The organism is Blautia stercoris, assembly GCF_054657695.1.
The window spans coordinates 706,235-724,612 of sequence record NZ_BAAHYF010000002.1 but is presented as its reverse complement, the minus strand read 5'-3'; the positions used below and the strand labels follow the sequence as shown (position 1 = coordinate 724,612).

Here is an 18,378-nt window from a genome sequence, read left to right as displayed (position 1 = left end):
TCAAATTTTATAAAGAAGGTTCTGAATTTTGAGTTAATTCTCACATTTTACCTGATTCAACAATCGTTCATCAATTTCTATTGTTTTATTCTTTAATTTTTCTTTTAATGCATCTAAAATCACTTGCGGATGCGCGCCTTTTTGCTGTAATGTTTTTAATATTTCCAAATCTTTTCTTACTTCATCTGCAGTCCGGTATTCTTCTTTTCCATTTTTTTTCATCATTTCAAGCAGCTTTTCAGCCACGCTTTCACTGCATCCGGTTCGTTCCTGAATCTTTTCTATGTTAACACTTCCATCTCCTTTATAAACCTCTCCATATAGAAGCCGGAACATAACCTGAATACAGCTGTAAAGGTCTGTAGCTGGCGTAATTGCTTTTACTGCTTCAAGAAGCAATCCGGCACGTCTTGCTGTTCGCTCTTCTATATATCTCGCTTTTGCAACACTAAGCTGAAAAATTTTCGGAGCTCGATATCCCTCACTGCTGCATCCAATTCCTTCGTTAAATACAATCTTATCTGCCATCTCCTTCTTTTCCTGCCGGCTCATGGTCTTTAAATCATATCCATATTCGTCATAAGAAAATACACTCCCGAAATCAAGCAGGCAAAATGATTTTGCCACGCCCTCTCCACGAATCCAGATATTCTGCCCTTTAATATCCCCGTGACAGTATTTATCTCCCAAAAGCTGTTCTACAATCACTAAAAGCCGTTCGATTGATTCAATCGCTTCTTCGATGCTAAGCCGTCCTTTTTCTCTGACATAAGCTTCTAATGTCTGCCCCTCTGAAGTATCCAGAATCATATAACTGCTGTCCCCGTAATGCGTTAAAAATTCCGTATGAAATGCATAAGGACTGTTATTTTTTCCATCAAAATACATCTCATTTGCCAAACGAATTTCTCGTCTGACATTTTGTTCCTGACGTTTCTTTTCTTCTTCACGATCCTCTGAGCGAATGCAAATCGGCTCTCCTGCTTTTTCCCGATAATAACGTTTCACAGGTGACTGACTTTCATCTGGAAAATATTCTTTTATGATACACATCTGTTTTTCTCCATTGAAATGCCGGATTCCTTTATAAGCAATCGCTGTGCCTCCCCTGCCCACTACCTGAATCAAGTCTACTTTCAACACTCCGCTTTTTTCATCCGCCAGTGTAATTTTTTGTTTTTCATCAATCAGACTCTGTCTCTCCATTCTTTTACTCCCATTTTTTATTCCTATTTTTTCCTCTTACTTAGCATTTAGCAAATAAAATATCATGAAAAACTGCATAGCCCTCTTCCAGACAGCTATCTTCAAAATCCCATGAAGCCATTCTTAATCGGTTAACTCTTCCTTTTAAGGAACGCATTTCTTCCATACTTTCAAAGGCTTCTATAAAATATTCATCAAACGATGTGTCCAAAAGTTCCATTCCAAATCTGCAATTAAATAATAAATTTTCATTTATGTATGAAAGCTGAATATTTGCTACTCCAAGTGCTTTAATTCCAAGTACTACAAGCAGTAAAAATTCTCTGGAAACCTCTCTTTCTCCAGTCAGCATTTCCTTGAAAATCACTTCCATTCTACGAATTTCATAAGGCTTTTCCTTTGCATCCATTCCATGTCTGACCGCTCTTGCTTCAAATGGGGCAAATGCCTCTCCTTTTTCTTCTATTACTTCTAATTCTTCTGCTATTTCTGGTTTTTCTTCTGTTTCTGATTCTTCTACTATATCCATAAAATAATCCTTTGTATTATCCTCAAATGTCTGACTTCCATCTAACAATTCATTGAATACGTGAATGACTTTCGTATAATTTAATCTCCGGCTCATCAGATATTCTTTCCATTTTTCTGATGAAACCTCTTTATACTCGTCAATGTATTCTGCTATTTTCGATAACGGACGCCCCATTTCATTTGTTTTTCCAAGCCCAATATCCGTCAACCAGCACTCTTTGAGTTCCTTCTTTAACTGCTCTTTCATCGAAGCATCCGTCTGCCAAATTTGAATATCTCTACAAAATTTTTCAATCTGCCCTATTACAACAAGGGATAATAAACGGTATAAATACCACTGTCTCCGTTTTTCGGTATCACATACATGCAAAATCACTTCCTGATTAAACACTTCTTCCAGCTTCGTTTTTCCAAGTCTGGTCGGATCCGCAATAATTCCATTCATATTTTCTGTAATGATATCCAGCGAATTTTTTGTTTCCATTCCGGTTTCATCCAGTCCAGCTTTGATTCTCTCACAAACTTCTTTGAAATTTTTTGTTGTCAGATTATCCATTTCAAAATTCAATGCATACGCTGTTTCTTTCCGTTCCTTCCAATCTTTCGATAAGCCTGCCCAAATATCAAATCCCTGATGTGTTTTTAAGACATAATACAAAATTAGTTCTGTCATATCACTTTTATTATCCATACGCATTAACGCATACTTGCACCCCGCTGATTCACAGATATCTTCATAAAGTTCCAGATAGGATTCTTCTTTATCAATATTTAGCTCATTTTCAATCACAACAAACATCAGAGTCATACACTCTAACTCGGAGAGCTTTCTCTCTTCTACTTGCTCTCCCGATTCTTCTGCTTTTAAATCCTTTATAAACTGTGTAATAAATTTCTGACGCAATTTTTTATGTCCATTTAAATATTCAAATTCCAATTCTCCAATCTGCTTTATCATTTCTTTTGACGTTTTTACTGTCTCTTTGGCTTCCCATTTTTCTATTGAATACGGATAATCTGTTATTTCAGCAACGCATTTCAACACTTCTCTATACATCTTTATCTTCTCCTGTCTTTTTTATTCTAAAACCTTCTCTCAGAAAATTGTTTATAAATACTCCTCTATCTTAGTTCGATATTCTTTCACTAATTCTTGCAGTTCTGTCCACGCTTCTAATTCCTCTAATTTTTTCTGCAAATCTTTCAAAACACCAACATTCATTCTTCTGTTTGACACAGCTAATTCAACTACACGCTCGATCTGTACTGGCAGTTCTTCTAAGATTTGTTTTTCCAGATTTTCTTCTTTCTTTTCTTTTAACAGACAAAGTTCACAGCCAATTGCCCGCACTAAAAATAACGCATCCGGCTGTGTCTTTTTTACTGCTTCCCGATAAGTTTCATATCCTTTTTCATATTGTTTCATGCAAAAATAATCACTCATAATCGTCCGGTAACTGTCCATCACTCTGTTAGGAAGAGAAATCTTACGAAACTCCAACGCTTTTTTATGCCATTTTAAAGCTTCTTCATACTCTTTTCTCTGATAATAATAGCTTCCCATATTCGAAATAATTTTTCCGTAAGTCAACTTATATTCTTCCTGCTTTTTTTGATATTGCGGCACATTTTCCAGTTCTTTTATTGCGGCTTCTAATAGCGGATACGCATCCCTCTTCTTCTCTTTATTACAACAATAATATAAAAAATTATAACAAGTCCCTTGTTCTAATGGCGTTAACTTTATTTTTTGCATTTCCTCTACTGCAATCCAGCCAATTTCCACACACTTCTGATTCTCACTTAAGTCTTCATGAAGTCCTGCAAGCTCATAATAAAATTCAAAGGCTTCTTTTTTTACTTCGTCCTCTTCTGCTAAAAAGCAATACAATTCTGCTCCAAGCTCTCCATAAATGAATTCCGCAAAATCAAGGTGACGGCATCTTCTGCTAAATTGGGCTGCTTTATCAAACTTAGGATAATATTTTAAATTTTTTATTACCAAATCTATAACTTCTTTTCTATTCTTTGTCTCCAGAAATGCACACAAAGCCAGATATTCTCTAATTGTTTCATGCGAAAATTCAAGCTGCTCATCTACGATTCCCAGCTTTGGAAGAATTTGATAAATCAATGCCTTCGTCATATTCTGCGGAATTATTGTCTCACTCAAAACTTGTTCCAATAAGCTTTGATATTCCAAAGTTCTGAGCTTGTTTTCTTCCGAATCCACATTTATCCAAAGCAACGCTTTCTCTACTTCCAATGCTATCTTCGGTAAAATCTCATGAATTAAAAAGCGTCGGATCTCACGAATATTATCACGATGCGCTTCCATTGAATCTGCTAAAACATCTAGCTCAAAATATTTTTGAAGCAACTCATTTCTACTTTTTAACCGCATCGCTTCTTCCGGTGCACGCTCATAAATCTCTCGAAAAAGCTTTAAAAACATTGGGTTTTCTAACTCTTCTTTTAAATGGATTTCCGGTGCCACCCATTGTGTAGGACTCAACTTTAAATACGCATCAATTTGTGTTTTCTCCAGCTTTTCAAATTCAATCTTTTTAAATTTTTCTTGAATCGAAGGGTCATAAAACGAAAATTCTCTTCTGCTTGTCATAATGATATTTACATTTGAAAAAGAACTAAGTTCCCGAATTTCATTTTCCAGGCACTCGTATACCGTCATTCCATTTTCCAGACAATAATCTACTAATTCATTCACTCCATCTAATAAAAACAGGAACAAATACTCAGATGATTCTCTTAGCATCTTGCATACCACATCTGTCCGTACCGCCTCATTAAAAAACGCACATAATTCATCCAGCAAAAAGTTTCCTCGAATCCGTTTTCGATTCCAGACATTCATCTTGAAATATAACGGAATTACTGTTTTATTGTTGAGCATTGCACCTGTCAGTTCTCGCTCTAATAATAAAAGCGATGTTGTTTTTCCGGTTCCTCCAGATCCACATAAAATATAATTTTCAGGATAAGTTTGATAAAATTCCAATAAATTCAAATGGTTCACCAGCTTTCGTAAATAAGTATATCTAGACTTATTATAGCAAAAAAAGCCAGCACTCAAAAGCAACTCTGGGATTAATTCTGGAAAGAACCTTTTCCTGCCTTGAAATTTTATTCTTGCTGGCATTAATTACGATAAAGAAACAAAACATCACAGTTGTTCCATTAAAAAAATTGATCATTCTAATTTTTAGCATATTAAAAGAGATGGTTTTTCAACCATCTCTTTTTCCTCTGAACTCACTTTTCTCGTTTTAATTTTTTTCTCATAACTCCACCAACTAATACGCCTGATACAAGTAAAACTATTAGAGGAATTTAAAAATATAATTGAGAAAGTAGATACTGCTATTATCAAAAATTTTTCATAAATTTATAGTCTCCTTATTAATTTGGATTATACACAACCTGTCCTTTATACTCCTCAAAAAAATTCATCGGTATACTTCGTTGACATTTAAAACTCTTTTCCGCTACATATGTAAAATGTTTTCCCAGCTCATCCCCTGGGCATAATACTACGCCATCAATTTTACCATTTAAAGCATCTGTTAAGGCAATAAGATATCTTATCGTTCTTGTAGTAAAATCTTCATTTATCTCTTCTTCAAACTGTGGTGAATATCGACCCAAATCTATCGTTGGTGAGTCTTGCACTTTTATCTCCAGCATCTGATTTCGAATATCTGGATATCCTCCTTCCAATCCTCCCTGCAATTTCTTATATCCAAGTTGATATGCAACCATTCTCTCAAGTTGCTGCCCTCTTTGCTTAGTTGACAATGATATGTCTAATTTTTCACCCAACAATTTTTTTGTTATCTGTTGATGAATAGTTTCAATCGGAAGTACTTTTTCAGGTTCGTCCTTAATGCTAACGTCTCCAACAACCGTACTATTTTCTGTATCTAATAAATCAACAGATATATCTGTATCTGCAACAATCATTCCATGTTTATTTATAATTTCTTCTCGTTTCTTATTTGAAATAATCAATTGTTGTTTTACTGTTGGCTTTCCAAATTTACCAAACCTATTTTCAATATATTCTGGTGTCATAATAACAATTGATTCTATAATTTCATCCTCATTTATTTTCCCCAGCACAAATCGCACATCACTTGCTAAAAGCGTTTCACCATTCTTCAAATTCACCTGAACAGATGCGCCATTAGGATTTCTATTCCATACCTGTAAATTATAATTGACTCCTGATGTTACTAAGTATGTATCTATATATTCCCTTAAAAAGGACGGTACTCCTTTCTGCTTTGGTGGTACAATCTCATATTCAACAGCCTCCTTTGGAATATACTTAGACAGTAAATGATTTGTAATCATCTTTCTAAAATTCGATCCGTCAGTTCTTGGTTTTCCCGTTAAAGGAAACTTCTGTCCTATAAGAGACTGCAAATTTTCAACAAGCTGTTCTGGATTAGATAGTTCACCTTTACTGTTTGGTGGTATTTTCCCTAATTTAATATAATCCATTATCTACTCCTTTCCAACAAATTTATTAATTTGATTAATTTCACTATCTGACAAACTGAAAGCATTAAATACAATATCATTAATCTCTCTTTCAGCCTCTTGTATTTCCATGTCACAATTCATAATACTATCCACATACATAGCAATCCGTTCTGCTTCTCCCTTTGTAATTCGCGGAATTGGCCATTTATTCAAATTAGTTGTTGTATATCGATACTTTTGAGAATACAAACAGCCACTAATCAATTTTTGATAGTATTCCAAAGCCGTAGAATTAAGCAAGCCAAGTACAAAGCTATAAAATTCATATTCAGACATATCTTCATACTCTGTAACAAACAAAGAATCTTTTTTTGTCAGAAAAAATGTATTTCCTTGACATAAATACCCTTGTTCATCTAGTGCAAATGTATTAGCAGATACAATATCTCTCGTAACAATTTTAATTTGACGAAATTTTGATAATTTCTGTGGAACCCAGCACTCATACCATTCACGAGTTTTTGATTTTGCTAAATATCTTCTTCCTTTTAAGACTTCTGAATTGCTACTCAAATACTTTGCAGCATTGGGTATTTCTTCAAGAGGATATGCTTTCATAACACCATTTTCTTCCTTGTGTGGATATAAAATATAACGATCTTTATTATTGTCTCCCCAATTAATTGACCATTTTTCAACATCAAAGCTCTGAATCAATGGATAAACAACCTCATCTTCAAATTTATTTTCTTTAATAAACTTCTCCGTCATTGGTTTTACAAATACTGTATCGGCAGTTGTCTTTATTCCCACACATACATCTAATATATCTTGTAAACAACATAATTTTTCCTGCTCCATTTTTATTTTTATCTGACTTTCATTGTCTGAAGAAAAATTCCAAGTTTTTCCATCAATTGGTAATTTAGAATGTCCTTTTGATATTTCAAATGTACGATGATCTATATTATCTCCATATTCAATATATTCTTTTGATGTTTCTATCTCTTCTATATATTTAAACAATTCTGTTGCATCACTACATCTCTGCTTGCTTTTCTTATCTGTTGTTTTAATCCCTATATGTTCAACCATAGAACTTTTGTTATTAGAATTTTCACACAAAATAATTGCCGGTAAAACTGCCGCCCCAAAAAATCTAGTATCGCATAAATCAACAATCTTTCTCACATGTCCTGTTTCCACTAAGTAGCTTCTAATTCCAACACCATAATTAGCAGTTAAATATTTGTTACTAGTTATCAAGCATAACCTTCCATTGGGTTTTAACAATTTATCTCCATGTTCAATAAAGCAGGTAAATATATCAAATCTTCCAGTTGAACTTTTAAAATTTTTCTTGATATACTCTCTTACTTCAGTTGTTAAATTTTGTAAACGTATATAAGGAGGATTACCCACAATATAATCAGCATTCCCCGAAGCTTCCAAAAAGTCTTGACAATATATTGGTAATTTTTTTACCAACATTTTCACAAAACCTATATCGCAAATACATCCTGCTTTAAGTAAACTGGTAATAATCACAATCTTCGTCACAAAAACATTGGATGGTTTTGTATCATAAGCACGCACTAATTTTTCTTCCAACAATAATTGTTGCAAATCAGCATTATCACTCAATCCACTTATAAATCTTTCCATTATTTGTTTAACAAACGTTCCTGTTCCACAAGCTGGATCTATAATTGACTTTTTTGTAGATACTGATTTATCATAGCCCAGCATGTCTAACATATATGTAATAATCTCATTAGGTGTACGCTCACTACCCGATTTTTTTCTTGATTCTAAATCGATACCATCTGTCAACAATCCAAACAATATTTCATCTAATTCTTTAAATGTTTTATCCGAAAAATTATATTTTCCATTCTTAACCTTTGAAAAACCAGCAAATATATCATCCATGTCACTAAGAACATATTTTATATTATTTCTTTTAAGATATTCCTCTAACACAACTACTGATATATATATTGATGAAACTGCATAATTCAACATTTTATCTGATGGCGTAAGTTTATTTTCCACGTTCTTAAATAATTTATCTATAAATTGTATCTCTTCATCGTGAACATTTATATAATATGTATGTCCAAAATTATCTTTATAAAAGTTAATATCTCTATTTATAATATAATATGTATTCTCCAACACAGTAAATGCGTCCATACTTTATTCCTCAATTCTTTCTATTTCCATAATTTCCGAAATGTCACATTTTAGTGCCTTGCAAATCTTTAAAAGTATATCTGTATTTACATTTTCATTCCTACCTAATTTTGCAATTGACGTAGTGCTAATTCCAGCCAATTTAGCAAGTTCTTTCTTTTTCATCTCTCTATCAATTAACATTTTCCAAAGTTTTTTATAAGTTATTCTCATGGCGTACCTTTCTGCTATATTTTATATATTACAGTATTAATATGTTTTATTGGTTTATTGTAGCATTAAAATTTAGCGTTTGCAATATATATTATGCGAACGCTAATTTATCTGTATTTATACTGTTCGCAAAATAAATTTTCATTTACATTACTTATTCACCATTCATACGTTATTAATTATTTGTTTATCATTTCTTCTTGACCTCCCCACATTTTCATAGTACTATTTAAAGGTAGTACTATACTTATAAGGAGGTTCTTATGCCAAATCGATACGGTTTATCTGACACAGAATTGGAAATCATGGAAATGATATGGTCCTCTAAATGCCCCATTTATTTCAATCAAATTTTGGATTTCTTTAATAACAATGGAAAAGACTGGAAAAAGCAAACATTACACACTCATCTTTCACATCTAATTGAAAAGGGTGCATTAGACTGTAAAAATGAAGGACGCAAAAAAGCTTATTTTCCAAAATTGACACGTGAACAGCTCACTCAAAGATATGCAAAATCTTTTTTAAACAATGCATTTAATGGTTCTTTGAACTTGTTTCTTTCCTCCCTTACAGGCAACAAAAAAGATTGTACACAAGAAGAGCTGGATGAACTAAGAGATTTTCTTAATAAAGATTAGGATGTGATTTTTTTATGATAAATTTAATAATTGCTTCTTCCATTCGCTTACTTTTTTATATGAATCTTGTTGGAAGTATCTTTTTATTTTTATCTATTGGCGCAACGCATTTATTTAGTAAACAGCTTGCGCCCAAGCATAAACTTTTATTTTGTAAAGTAAATATCTTCTTATTTTTACTTCCTGTTCCTTTACTTACAAATTATTACAAACGATTATTTTCCCCATTTATGATGCATCCAAAACCAACGGATAAAATACCTGTTGATGATTCAATCAGAATTGTTCAAAATCATCTGGTTCTTCGGCCACCGAATATCAGTATTGGAATTTTAATCGGACTGTTTTTATGCATTAGCATTATGCTGTTTAGAGCTATTTACATACACCGATTATATCTTCAGACTAAAAATTTCTGCTCAACTATTGATTCCGATTTTCATTTTAAAGAATTCATTCAGCCAAACCAAGCTATCATTACAAACCTATCGAGGGATTTAAGATTATCTAAATCTCCAATTCTCTCATTATCCGACCACATTTCAATTCCTTTTGTGACAGGACTTTGGAACACGAAACTATTTTTACCTTTATCTTTTAATTTGTCTGATGATACAAACTATTTGATTATTAAACATGAACTTGCACATCTAAAACACCATGATAATTTATTTAAGCTAACTCTTATGCTTTTATCTGTTTTGTTTTGGTATAACCCATGTATTTATCTTTTAATTCAATTTTATCAAAATACTTCAGAATTAGCCGCTGATGATTTAGCATTAATGAATTGTACACTCGAACAAAAAAGAAACTATGGCCATGCCCTTTTAAAATATTCATCTACACCACCGCATCTTTCACTTGTTTCTTCAAGTGGATTTATGTTCCATCAAAAAAATATACTGAAAGAGAGGATTACTCATTTGAAAAAACATACTGCGCATAAACACCCTATTTTTACTTCTATTGTAACTGGATTTGGAATTATATTTTTAAGTTTTTCTTCTTCCCTTACCATTCTTGCTTATAATACACCCGCTTTAGAAATAGATAATATTCACTCCTTAGAAGAAGTTCTTAATGAAGATAAAAATATATCTGAAACGGAAGGTTTCTTCTCGGTTATTGATGAAGAGGAGGATACTTTTCTTTTTTCTGATTCTTATTTTACAGATGAAAACGGAACTTCTTATGATGTAGACATAACAGAAAAAAAATCATGTAATCATATCTATGTAAGTGGAACTTATACCAGACATGATAAAAAGGTCAATGGCAGTTGCAAGGTTCTAAAATATCAAGCGCAAAGATGTTCTTCCTGCCAAAATCTGGTATTAGGAAATTTAATTTCTAGCCTTTATTCTGCCAAATGCCCTCATTAAAATAAGGTTATTGGAGATTTATGTAATGAATAAAATAAAACAATGGTTTTATATGATTCGCTTGGTATTTGTGGAACATTTAGCATATATAGAGGCGCAATGGTTCGATATTGTTGGTACAATAGTTTCTGTTTTTCTATACTATGCAATATGGCAAATTATATTTAAAAAATATGATAGTATATCCGGATATACGTTGAATCAAATGACAAGTTATATTATCTTATCAAGAGTTCTTAGTTCTCAGTTTTCAGATGGTATAAATGAAACTCTTGCACAATGGATATATTCAGGACAAATAGGTACCGAACTTACTAGACCGGTTTCTATATTTACAATTCTTTGGACAAGAAGAATTGGAGAATTTATCTTTTTTGCTGTTTTTAAAGCGATGCCAACACTATTTATTGCATTTTTTGTTTTAGGAGGCACACTTCCATTTAATATAACATATACTTTCCTTTTTGTAATAAGTATATTAATTTCAATCGGAATTATGTTTATGATTGAATTATTATTTGGTATGTTATGTTGTTATACTTTGACACACTATGCGTTAAGTTTTACGAAGACATCAATTATGGAATTTTTAAGCGGTGGTATTATTCCACTTTTTCTTCTCCCTGGATTTTTAGAAAAAATATTGAACATGCTGCCTTTTGCAGGTATGGTTTATATTCCAATAAATCTTTATTTGGGAAAAATATCTTGTTTTGAAGGAATGAAATTTATTTTTATAGAAATAATATGGATTATTATTTTCGCTCTAATAAATAGTATGTTGTTTCGTCATGTTATAAAAAAAGTAGTAGTTCAGGGAGGGTAAGATGAAAAAGCTATATTATTACTTGGTTATGATGAAAGCATATATGCGAATTGGAATTATTACTTTTACAGAGTATCCGTTGGATTCTATTATATGGTGTGTTGCTATGTTCGCAAGAGAAGCTGCAAGTTTTTTTGGTATTTTCTTTATTTGTAAAATGCTTGGAGGATTAGGTGCTTGGACTCTTTATGAAATATGCATATTGTTTGGAATGGCTATGATTCCTGAAGCCATCGGGCAGTGTTTTTTTGATTCTGTATGGAATATTGGAACATTTATTAGAGATGGAACATTAGACAAATTTATTGTACGACCTTTACCGATTATCATGCAGTTGTTAGGTAATCGATATACTTTTCAGGCTGTTATAACAATAATCAGTGGAGGGGTTATTATATATTACGGGATTTATCATGCTATGGTCTCTTTCACGATTGGAAAATTTTTGCTGTTAATTTTATTTATTATTTGTGGAACTAGTATTAATACTTCCATTTATTTGATATTTAATAGTCTCAATTTTTGGATAATACAAGGAAATGATATTGCATATTTGGTTTTAACAATTAGGCAATTTGCTAAATACCCAATTACTATTTTCCCCAAGGTCGTAGAGATAACAATATCATATGTTATTCCGTTTGCGTTTGTTTCATATTATCCAACACTTTATTTGATTGGAAAAGGAACTGTATTTATTCCGATCTGTACAGTATTTATTGCTATATTATTACCGCTCATAGCCATAGGGATTTGGAATTGTGGAATGAAAAAGTATGATAGTACAGGAACGTAAATTTCTTTTTATAGAACAGAAAAAAGAAATCAAGAAAATTTTTAAGATTCCTTGTAATTCGTTTTTTAATGAATATATCAACAAGGTTAATTTTTTTAAAGATACTATTTAATTATATTATGATTGTGAGAACAGTATGACGTTAATTAAGGTAGAAAATGTAACCAAAGAGTATAAAAGAAAAAAAAGTAGTCAAAATTTAAAAGAAGAACTTCTGCATATATTTCATCCTAAATATGAAAATGTAAGAGCTGTTGATAATATCGATTTTTCAATAGAAGAAGGAGAAGCAGTTGGGTATATTGGTCCAAACGGTAGTGGAAAATCAACTACCATTAAAATGCTTACAGGTATATTAACTCCAACAAAAGGAAACATTTATGTAAACAATAGAATTCCAACAAAAGAACGAAGAAAAAATAATCGTGAAATTGGTGTAGTCACAGGAAATCGTTCCTTACTTTTTTGGGATGTTCCAGTAATAGAATCTTTTAACTTATTGCAAAAAATGTATGAAATTCCTTCGCATATATATGAGAAAAATCTTCGGGAATTTACTGAATTATTAGATCTGCATTCACTTTTAACAGTCCCTGAAAGACAATTATCTTTGGGACAAAGAATGCGTTGCAATATTACGGCGGCTTTTTTACATGATCCTAAAATTGTATATCTAGATGAACCTACAATAGGACTTGATACAAAATCGAAAAATAGCATTAGAAATTTTATAAAGAAAATCAATGAAGAGAAAAAAACAACCTTTTTAATTACTTCACATGATTTTCAAGATATCGAAGCACTGTGCAAAAGGATTATAGTAATTGATCATGGTAAGATCATTCTAGATAATCATATTGAAAATGTAAGAAAGGAATTTGAAAAATATAAGCATATTGTTTTTGAAGTTGACAATAATATGCCAATGAAATTTGCTGCCCCTATTATGAATGGAGTAAAATTTATATATAACGATTGTTACTATGTAGAGGTTGAATATGAAATTGAAAGTGTAGAGGCAAAAACAATTATTGATCTTGTTTCAAACTATTGTCAAATCAAAGATATTTCTATTAGTGGGCGGGATATCGAACATATTATAAATGATATATTATATAAGTAAAGTCGGGTATGCTCCCGGAGCACGGTCTCATCTTCCGACAGGGAAGGAGCCTGTTCCTGAAGTTTTTTTCGTGGTTGGTTTTTTCGTCAACAACCGAGAATTCCCGCCCTAATTCTTAAACCTTCTTCATGCAAAAAAACTCCCCGCCATCTGGCGAGGAGTTTTCCACATCTTATTTTACATTCTATTCAATTACAATTACAGTTTCAGATTAACTCCGATTTCATTCATATTTTTCAGAATTGCATCTACCGCAGCCTGCACTTCTTCGCTTGTCAGTGTTCTTGTATCAAGCCCAAAGGACAGACGAATCGTAACACTCTTCACTCCTGCTGCATCATAGATATCAATAACCGAAACTTCTCTTAAAATTTCAAGTTCTAATTTCTTCCAGCACTCAGAAATTGTATCAAAGCGTACCCCTTCTGGAATGAGTAAGGATAAATCATATTCAATCGTCGGGTATTTGGATGGTTCATTGAACTCTAAGTCCATAGCCGGAATTGCAAGTAATGCATCCATATCAATTTCAATGCATACCACTGCTGCATTTTTCGCAATGTGAGCCAAAGTCTTTGGATGCAGTGTATTCAAAATACCGATTTCTTTTCCGTCTACCAAAATCTTTGTTGTATTCTTCGGATGCTGCCACTCATGTCTTACTTCTGTTTTTTCATAAGCCACTTTTTTATGTTTCAGCTGACTTACAATGGTATTTAAAAGCTGTACTGCTTTAATATATAATTTCTTTTCGCTTTCTTCTTTGCTGTACATTGCGATTCCGAGCATGCGATGTTCATCGGCAGTCTCATCTTCTCTTACACCAAGTACAGTACGCGCAATTTCAAACATTCCAAAACTTGGTTTGTAATTACGGTTATTGTACACCAATGGCAGGAAGCTCTGCATCATGCTGGTTCTTAAGATTCCATTGTCGTCTGCATGACCTAAAAGACGTACATTTTCTTCCGGAGCAAGTCCAAGATTTCTAAGAGCATCCGGATCACACCATAATCTGGTATTGACTTCATTCATTGCGTAAGCTTTTACCAGTAAGTCTTTAATCAGATTTTCTTCTTTTCTGCGTTCTGTTGTCTTTGCAGGAAGCAGTGGAGATAAGGTTGTCTTGATTTCAAAGTTATCATATCCATAGATACGTGTAATTTCTTCAATAATGTCGGCTCTCATGCTGACATCTTTTGTTCCTCTCCAGCTTGGCACTTCTGATACGAAGTTTTCGCCGTCCTGTGTGGTCTTAAATCCAAGCTGTTCCAGTGTTAATTTAATTCTTTCACATGGAATATCAATTCCGGTATAACGGTCTACGAATTTTTTGTCAAACTCTACTTTTAATTCCGGATATTTTTTCACATACACATCTGTAATCTTACTTGCACATTCACATTCCGGATCTACGTCTTTTAAAAGCTTGATGAAACGTTTTACGGCAAGCATTGTCATTTCCGGGTCAAGTGTCTTTTCATAACGTGCAGATGCATCGGTACGAAGTGCTAATCTGGAAGCCGATTTACGAACACTTACCCCGTCAAAGTTTGCGGATTCCAATACAACAGATGTTGTTCCGTCTACGATTTCACTGTCTAAACCACCCATGATTCCGGCAACTGCAACCGGTGTTTCATTATCATAGATCATCAGAGTATCCGGTGTAATTTCACGTTCTACATCATCCAATGTTTTGAACTGGAAGGATTCTTTTGGCGTGTCAACTACAATCTTTTCGATTTTATTTCCGTCAAATGCATGCATTGGCTGACCAAGTTCTAACATAATGTAGTTAGTTAAGTCTGCAAGCAGATTGATTGCTCTTGTACCACAGTAGAACAGACGAATCTGCATTTCCATTGAACTGACTTTTTTGGTTACATTTTCAATGCGCATGCTTGTGTAACGGAATACCAAGTCTTTGTTTGCTACTTCTACTGCAACAGTTGCATCACCTGTGTATGGATTTTCCATTACATCAAGTGGTTTTACATGCTGGTTGGTCAGTGCTGCAAACTCACGAGCCATTCCATAATGTCCCCATAAGTCCGGTCTGTTTGTTAAAGATTTATTATCGACTTCAAATACCACGTCGTCGATTGGGAAAATTTCTTTTAAATCTGTACCGTTCTTTAAGTCTGCATCTAATTCCATGATTCCGTCATGTGTCTCAGAAATTCCCAGTTCTTTTGCAGAACAACACATACCGAAAGATTTATATCCACGAATTTTGGAAGCTTTGATTTTGATTCCGCAAACTTCTCCGCCTACTTTACAAAATGCAGTTTTTAAACCTGCTCTTGCATTTGGCGCACCACAAACAACATCATATATTTCATCTCCGGCATCCACTTTTAATAAATGCAGATGATCGGAATCCGGATGGTCTTCGCAGGAAAGAATTTCACCTACAACAACATCTTTTACATCTTTTCCTTTATATTCAATTCCTTCTACTTCTGCTGTAGAAAGTGTAAATCTGTGAATCAGCTGGTCTAAATCCCATCCGTCCAAATTTACAAAGTCTTTAATCCAATTCATTGATACGAACATGTTTCTTCACCTCCTATTTACTTACGAACTGTGACAATGCATTTAAGTCACCTTCGTTAAATACACGAATATCTTTTACGCCATATTTCATCATTGCCAGACGGGTCAGACCCAGACCAAACGCAAATCCGGTATATTTATCTGGTTCTTCTTCGGTGTTAATTCCTGCGTATTTTAATACGTTTGGATGAATCATACCACATGGACACAGTTCCAGCCATCCGGAGTTTTTACAGGATGGGCATCCGTCACCTCCACAGATTAAGCACTGGATATCTAATTCAAATCCAGGTTCCACAAATGGGAAAAATCCAGGACGCAGACGTACTTTTACATCTCTTTCAAAGATTTCAGAAAGCATGGTTTTCATAAAATAAATCAGGTTTGAAATAGAGATGTCTTTATCAATCATAATTCCTTCCATCTGGAAGAAAGTGTTTTCATGGCAGGCATCGATTGCTTCATTTCTGAAACATCTTCCCGGGAATACGGCACGAATCGGACGTCCTTCTTCTTTTAACGCTTTTGCATACTTCTTCATAATTGCATTCTGTGCAGCGGAAGTATGGCTCTTTAATAACTGGTTTGGTGTAGACAGATAATAGGTATCCTGCATATCACGCGCCGGATGATATTTCGGAATATTCAGTGCTTCAAAGCAATGATAATCATCTACGATTTCGCTATAATCTTCTACATTAAATCCCATAGATTCAAAGATATCCTCTAATTCTCTCTGAATCAGAGTAATTGGATGATAAGAACCACACGGATTTTCTGTCGGAAGAGATTCATCGTAGGACTCTGCCTGATTGATGGCTCTTTCTTCTTCCAGATGAATCAGTTCTTTTTCTTTTTCTTCAAATTTTGCAATTACTTCCTGTTTAAATGTATTGATTAACTGTCCTGTTGTCTTTTTCTGTTCCGGCGGAACTTTTCCAAGCTCTTTCATTAAGCCTGAAACATACCCTTTTTTACTTAAAAAATTTCGGCGAAGTTCTTCTAAAGAAGAAGATGCATTTACGGTTCCAAGTTCATCTTGAAACTGTTCTCTCAGTTTTTGAATCTTGTCTTTCATAATTTCCTCCATAAATTAAAAATTCAAGCACGCTTCTCATTTATTGAAATAAAAAAACCTCGCCCCACAAAAAGGGACGAGGTATCTCGCGTTACCACCCTAATTCAAAACCGCTGTTTTTTTATTATTTCTATTCTTTCTCTTATACGGTTTTGCTCTCATCTGGCTTTAATGCAGCCTTACATCTGACTTAACGCTGAACTTTACAGCTTTTCGCCAGAAGCTCCCGTGCTGAAATTCGATTTCTGATGTTTTTGCTTCTGCTTACAGCCGGTGACAAAAGCTCTCTGGAAAAACAAGTTCAAAAATCTACTTACACACATTCTTCGCTTTAAAAATTCTAACATACTTTTTTTTAAAAATCAATAAGAAACAGCCGAATTATTTTTTAATAAGCCAGCTGTTTCTCTTATCTTTTTATTCTTTTACTCCACCTAATGTTAATCCGGTTACAAAATATTTCTGTAAGAATGGATAAATACAAATAATTGGAAGCATTGTGATAATCGTAGCCGCTGCACGAACCGAAGTAGGTGTAACCGCTCCAATTGCATTTTTCATCGCTTCTGCCGAAGCACCCTGATTTGTTACAGACGACAACAGTTTCATCAATTCGTATTGAAGTGTTGTCAGACTACCATTCATACGGTTATACAGCATTGCATCAAACCAGGAATTCCACTGTCCAACTGCTACAAACAGTGCAACGGTTGCATACACTGGTTTGCATAACGGAGAATAGATTTTTAAGAAAATCGTGGTATATCCTGCACCGTCTAACTGCGCAGATTCTTCCAGACTATTCGGGATTCCGTTCATATATGTACGAATTACCAACATATTAAATGCACTTACCATTCCAGGAATTACATATACCGCAAAACTATTGGTAAGTCCAAGTCCTTTATATAACAGGAAAGTCGGAATCATTCCACCATTTACATACATTGTAATGACCCAGAATAAAGAAAGTCCTCTTTTAAACAAAAAACGTTTTCTACTAATAATAAATGCAAGAATTGCATTCGATACCAAAGCCAGTACTGTTCCAATAATCGTTCTTGATACGGTAATATAAGCACCTGTAAGCAGATTATCTTTTTGTAATACGGTAATATAGTTTTTCCATGTAAATTTTCTTGGCCAAAGGTAAATTCCTCCACGAAGTGCATCTGTACCATCATTTAATGAAATTGCCAATGTATTTAATACCGGATATAATGTAATAATTACAAGCAAAATCATAATGATTGCATTTACAATTGGAAACACTTGTATTTTCTTTTTTGCTTTTTTTGTCTCTTCCATTGTCAAATTC

14 protein-coding genes and 1 other annotated feature are annotated in these 18,378 nt (G+C 33.5%); of the genes, 5 read left to right on the top strand and 9 right to left on the bottom strand.

What is annotated here, in order from left to right; genetic code table 11:
• Positions 1-33 precede the first annotated feature (33 nt).
• The 6 genes from ACYQ2D_RS13120 to ACYQ2D_RS13095 form a co-directional block, all read right to left on the bottom strand.
• Positions 34-1,206 carry a protein kinase domain-containing protein gene (locus ACYQ2D_RS13120; RefSeq protein WP_022304279.1) on the bottom strand — a complete coding sequence of 391 codons (1,173 nt, stop codon included), beginning with the start codon at positions 1,204-1,206 and terminating at the stop codon, positions 34-36.
• 40 nt (positions 1,207-1,246) lie between these two features.
• The gene (locus tag ACYQ2D_RS13115; protein ID WP_459785725.1) at positions 1,247-2,794 is read right to left on the bottom strand and encodes a hypothetical protein; all 1,548 of its coding nucleotides are present in this window, start codon (positions 2,792-2,794) and stop codon (positions 1,247-1,249) included.
• Positions 2,795-2,845: 51 nt separating this feature from the next.
• On the bottom strand, positions 2,846-4,765 hold the full coding sequence (locus ACYQ2D_RS13110; protein ID WP_459785723.1) for a tetratricopeptide repeat protein: 1,920 nt from the start codon (positions 4,763-4,765) through the stop codon (positions 2,846-2,848).
• A gap of 392 nt (positions 4,766-5,157) precedes the next feature.
• On the bottom strand, positions 5,158-6,261 hold the full coding sequence (locus tag ACYQ2D_RS13105) for a nuclease (RefSeq protein WP_459785722.1): 1,104 nt from the start codon (positions 6,259-6,261) through the stop codon (positions 5,158-5,160).
• A 3-nt stretch (positions 6,262-6,264) separates the two neighbouring features.
• Positions 6,265-8,439, bottom strand: a complete 2,175-nt coding sequence (locus ACYQ2D_RS13100) for an Eco57I restriction-modification methylase domain-containing protein (protein WP_459785720.1) — start codon at positions 8,437-8,439, stop codon at positions 6,265-6,267.
• Between the two features lie 3 nt (positions 8,440-8,442).
• Entirely contained in the window at positions 8,443-8,652 is a 210-nt protein-coding gene (locus ACYQ2D_RS13095) for a helix-turn-helix domain-containing protein (protein ID WP_459785719.1), read from the bottom strand.
• Positions 8,653-8,915: 263 nt separating this feature from the next.
• On the opposite strand from ACYQ2D_RS13095, the gene ACYQ2D_RS13090 reads away from it, so the two are divergent.
• The 5 genes from ACYQ2D_RS13090 (at position 8,916) to ACYQ2D_RS13070 (ending at position 13,423) form a co-directional block, all read left to right on the top strand.
• Positions 8,916-9,293 (top strand): BlaI/MecI/CopY family transcriptional regulator, encoded by a 378-nt coding sequence (locus ACYQ2D_RS13090; protein ID WP_459785718.1) that lies wholly within the window; start codon positions 8,916-8,918, stop codon positions 9,291-9,293.
• A gap of 14 nt (positions 9,294-9,307) precedes the next feature.
• Positions 9,308-10,678, top strand: a complete 1,371-nt coding sequence (locus tag ACYQ2D_RS13085; protein ID WP_117456882.1) for a M56 family metallopeptidase — start codon at positions 9,308-9,310, stop codon at positions 10,676-10,678.
• A gap of 25 nt (positions 10,679-10,703) precedes the next feature.
• Positions 10,704-11,504 carry an ABC transporter permease gene (locus ACYQ2D_RS13080; protein ID WP_118701555.1) on the top strand — a complete coding sequence of 267 codons (801 nt, stop codon included), beginning with the start codon at positions 10,704-10,706 and terminating at the stop codon, positions 11,502-11,504.
• Position 11,505: 1 nt separating this feature from the next.
• Positions 11,506-12,300, top strand: coding sequence for an ABC transporter permease (locus ACYQ2D_RS13075; RefSeq protein WP_117456884.1), 795 nt, complete (start codon positions 11,506-11,508; stop codon positions 12,298-12,300).
• Between the two features lie 136 nt (positions 12,301-12,436).
• Positions 12,437-13,423, top strand: coding sequence for an ABC transporter ATP-binding protein (locus ACYQ2D_RS13070; RefSeq protein ID WP_459785716.1), 987 nt, complete (start codon positions 12,437-12,439; stop codon positions 13,421-13,423).
• A 198-nt stretch (positions 13,424-13,621) separates the two neighbouring features.
• Here the strand turns inward: ACYQ2D_RS13070 and pheT are convergent, their stop codons facing one another.
• The 3 genes from pheT to ACYQ2D_RS13055 form a co-directional block, all read right to left on the bottom strand.
• A complete protein-coding gene (gene pheT, locus ACYQ2D_RS13065; RefSeq protein WP_459785715.1) occupies positions 13,622-15,982 on the bottom strand; it encodes a phenylalanine--tRNA ligase subunit beta in 2,361 nt (786 codons plus the stop codon).
• A gap of 13 nt (positions 15,983-15,995) precedes the next feature.
• Positions 15,996-17,060 (bottom strand): phenylalanine--tRNA ligase subunit alpha, encoded by a 1,065-nt coding sequence (pheS, locus tag ACYQ2D_RS13060; RefSeq protein ID WP_459785713.1) that lies wholly within the window; start codon positions 17,058-17,060, stop codon positions 15,996-15,998.
• Between the two features lie 69 nt (positions 17,061-17,129).
• Positions 17,130-17,396: a binding site (T-box leader), on the bottom strand.
• An 81-nt stretch (positions 17,397-17,477) separates the two neighbouring features.
• On the bottom strand, positions 17,478-18,368 hold the full coding sequence (locus ACYQ2D_RS13055) for a carbohydrate ABC transporter permease (protein WP_118701551.1): 891 nt from the start codon (positions 18,366-18,368) through the stop codon (positions 17,478-17,480).
• Positions 18,369-18,378: the final 10 nt, after the last annotated feature.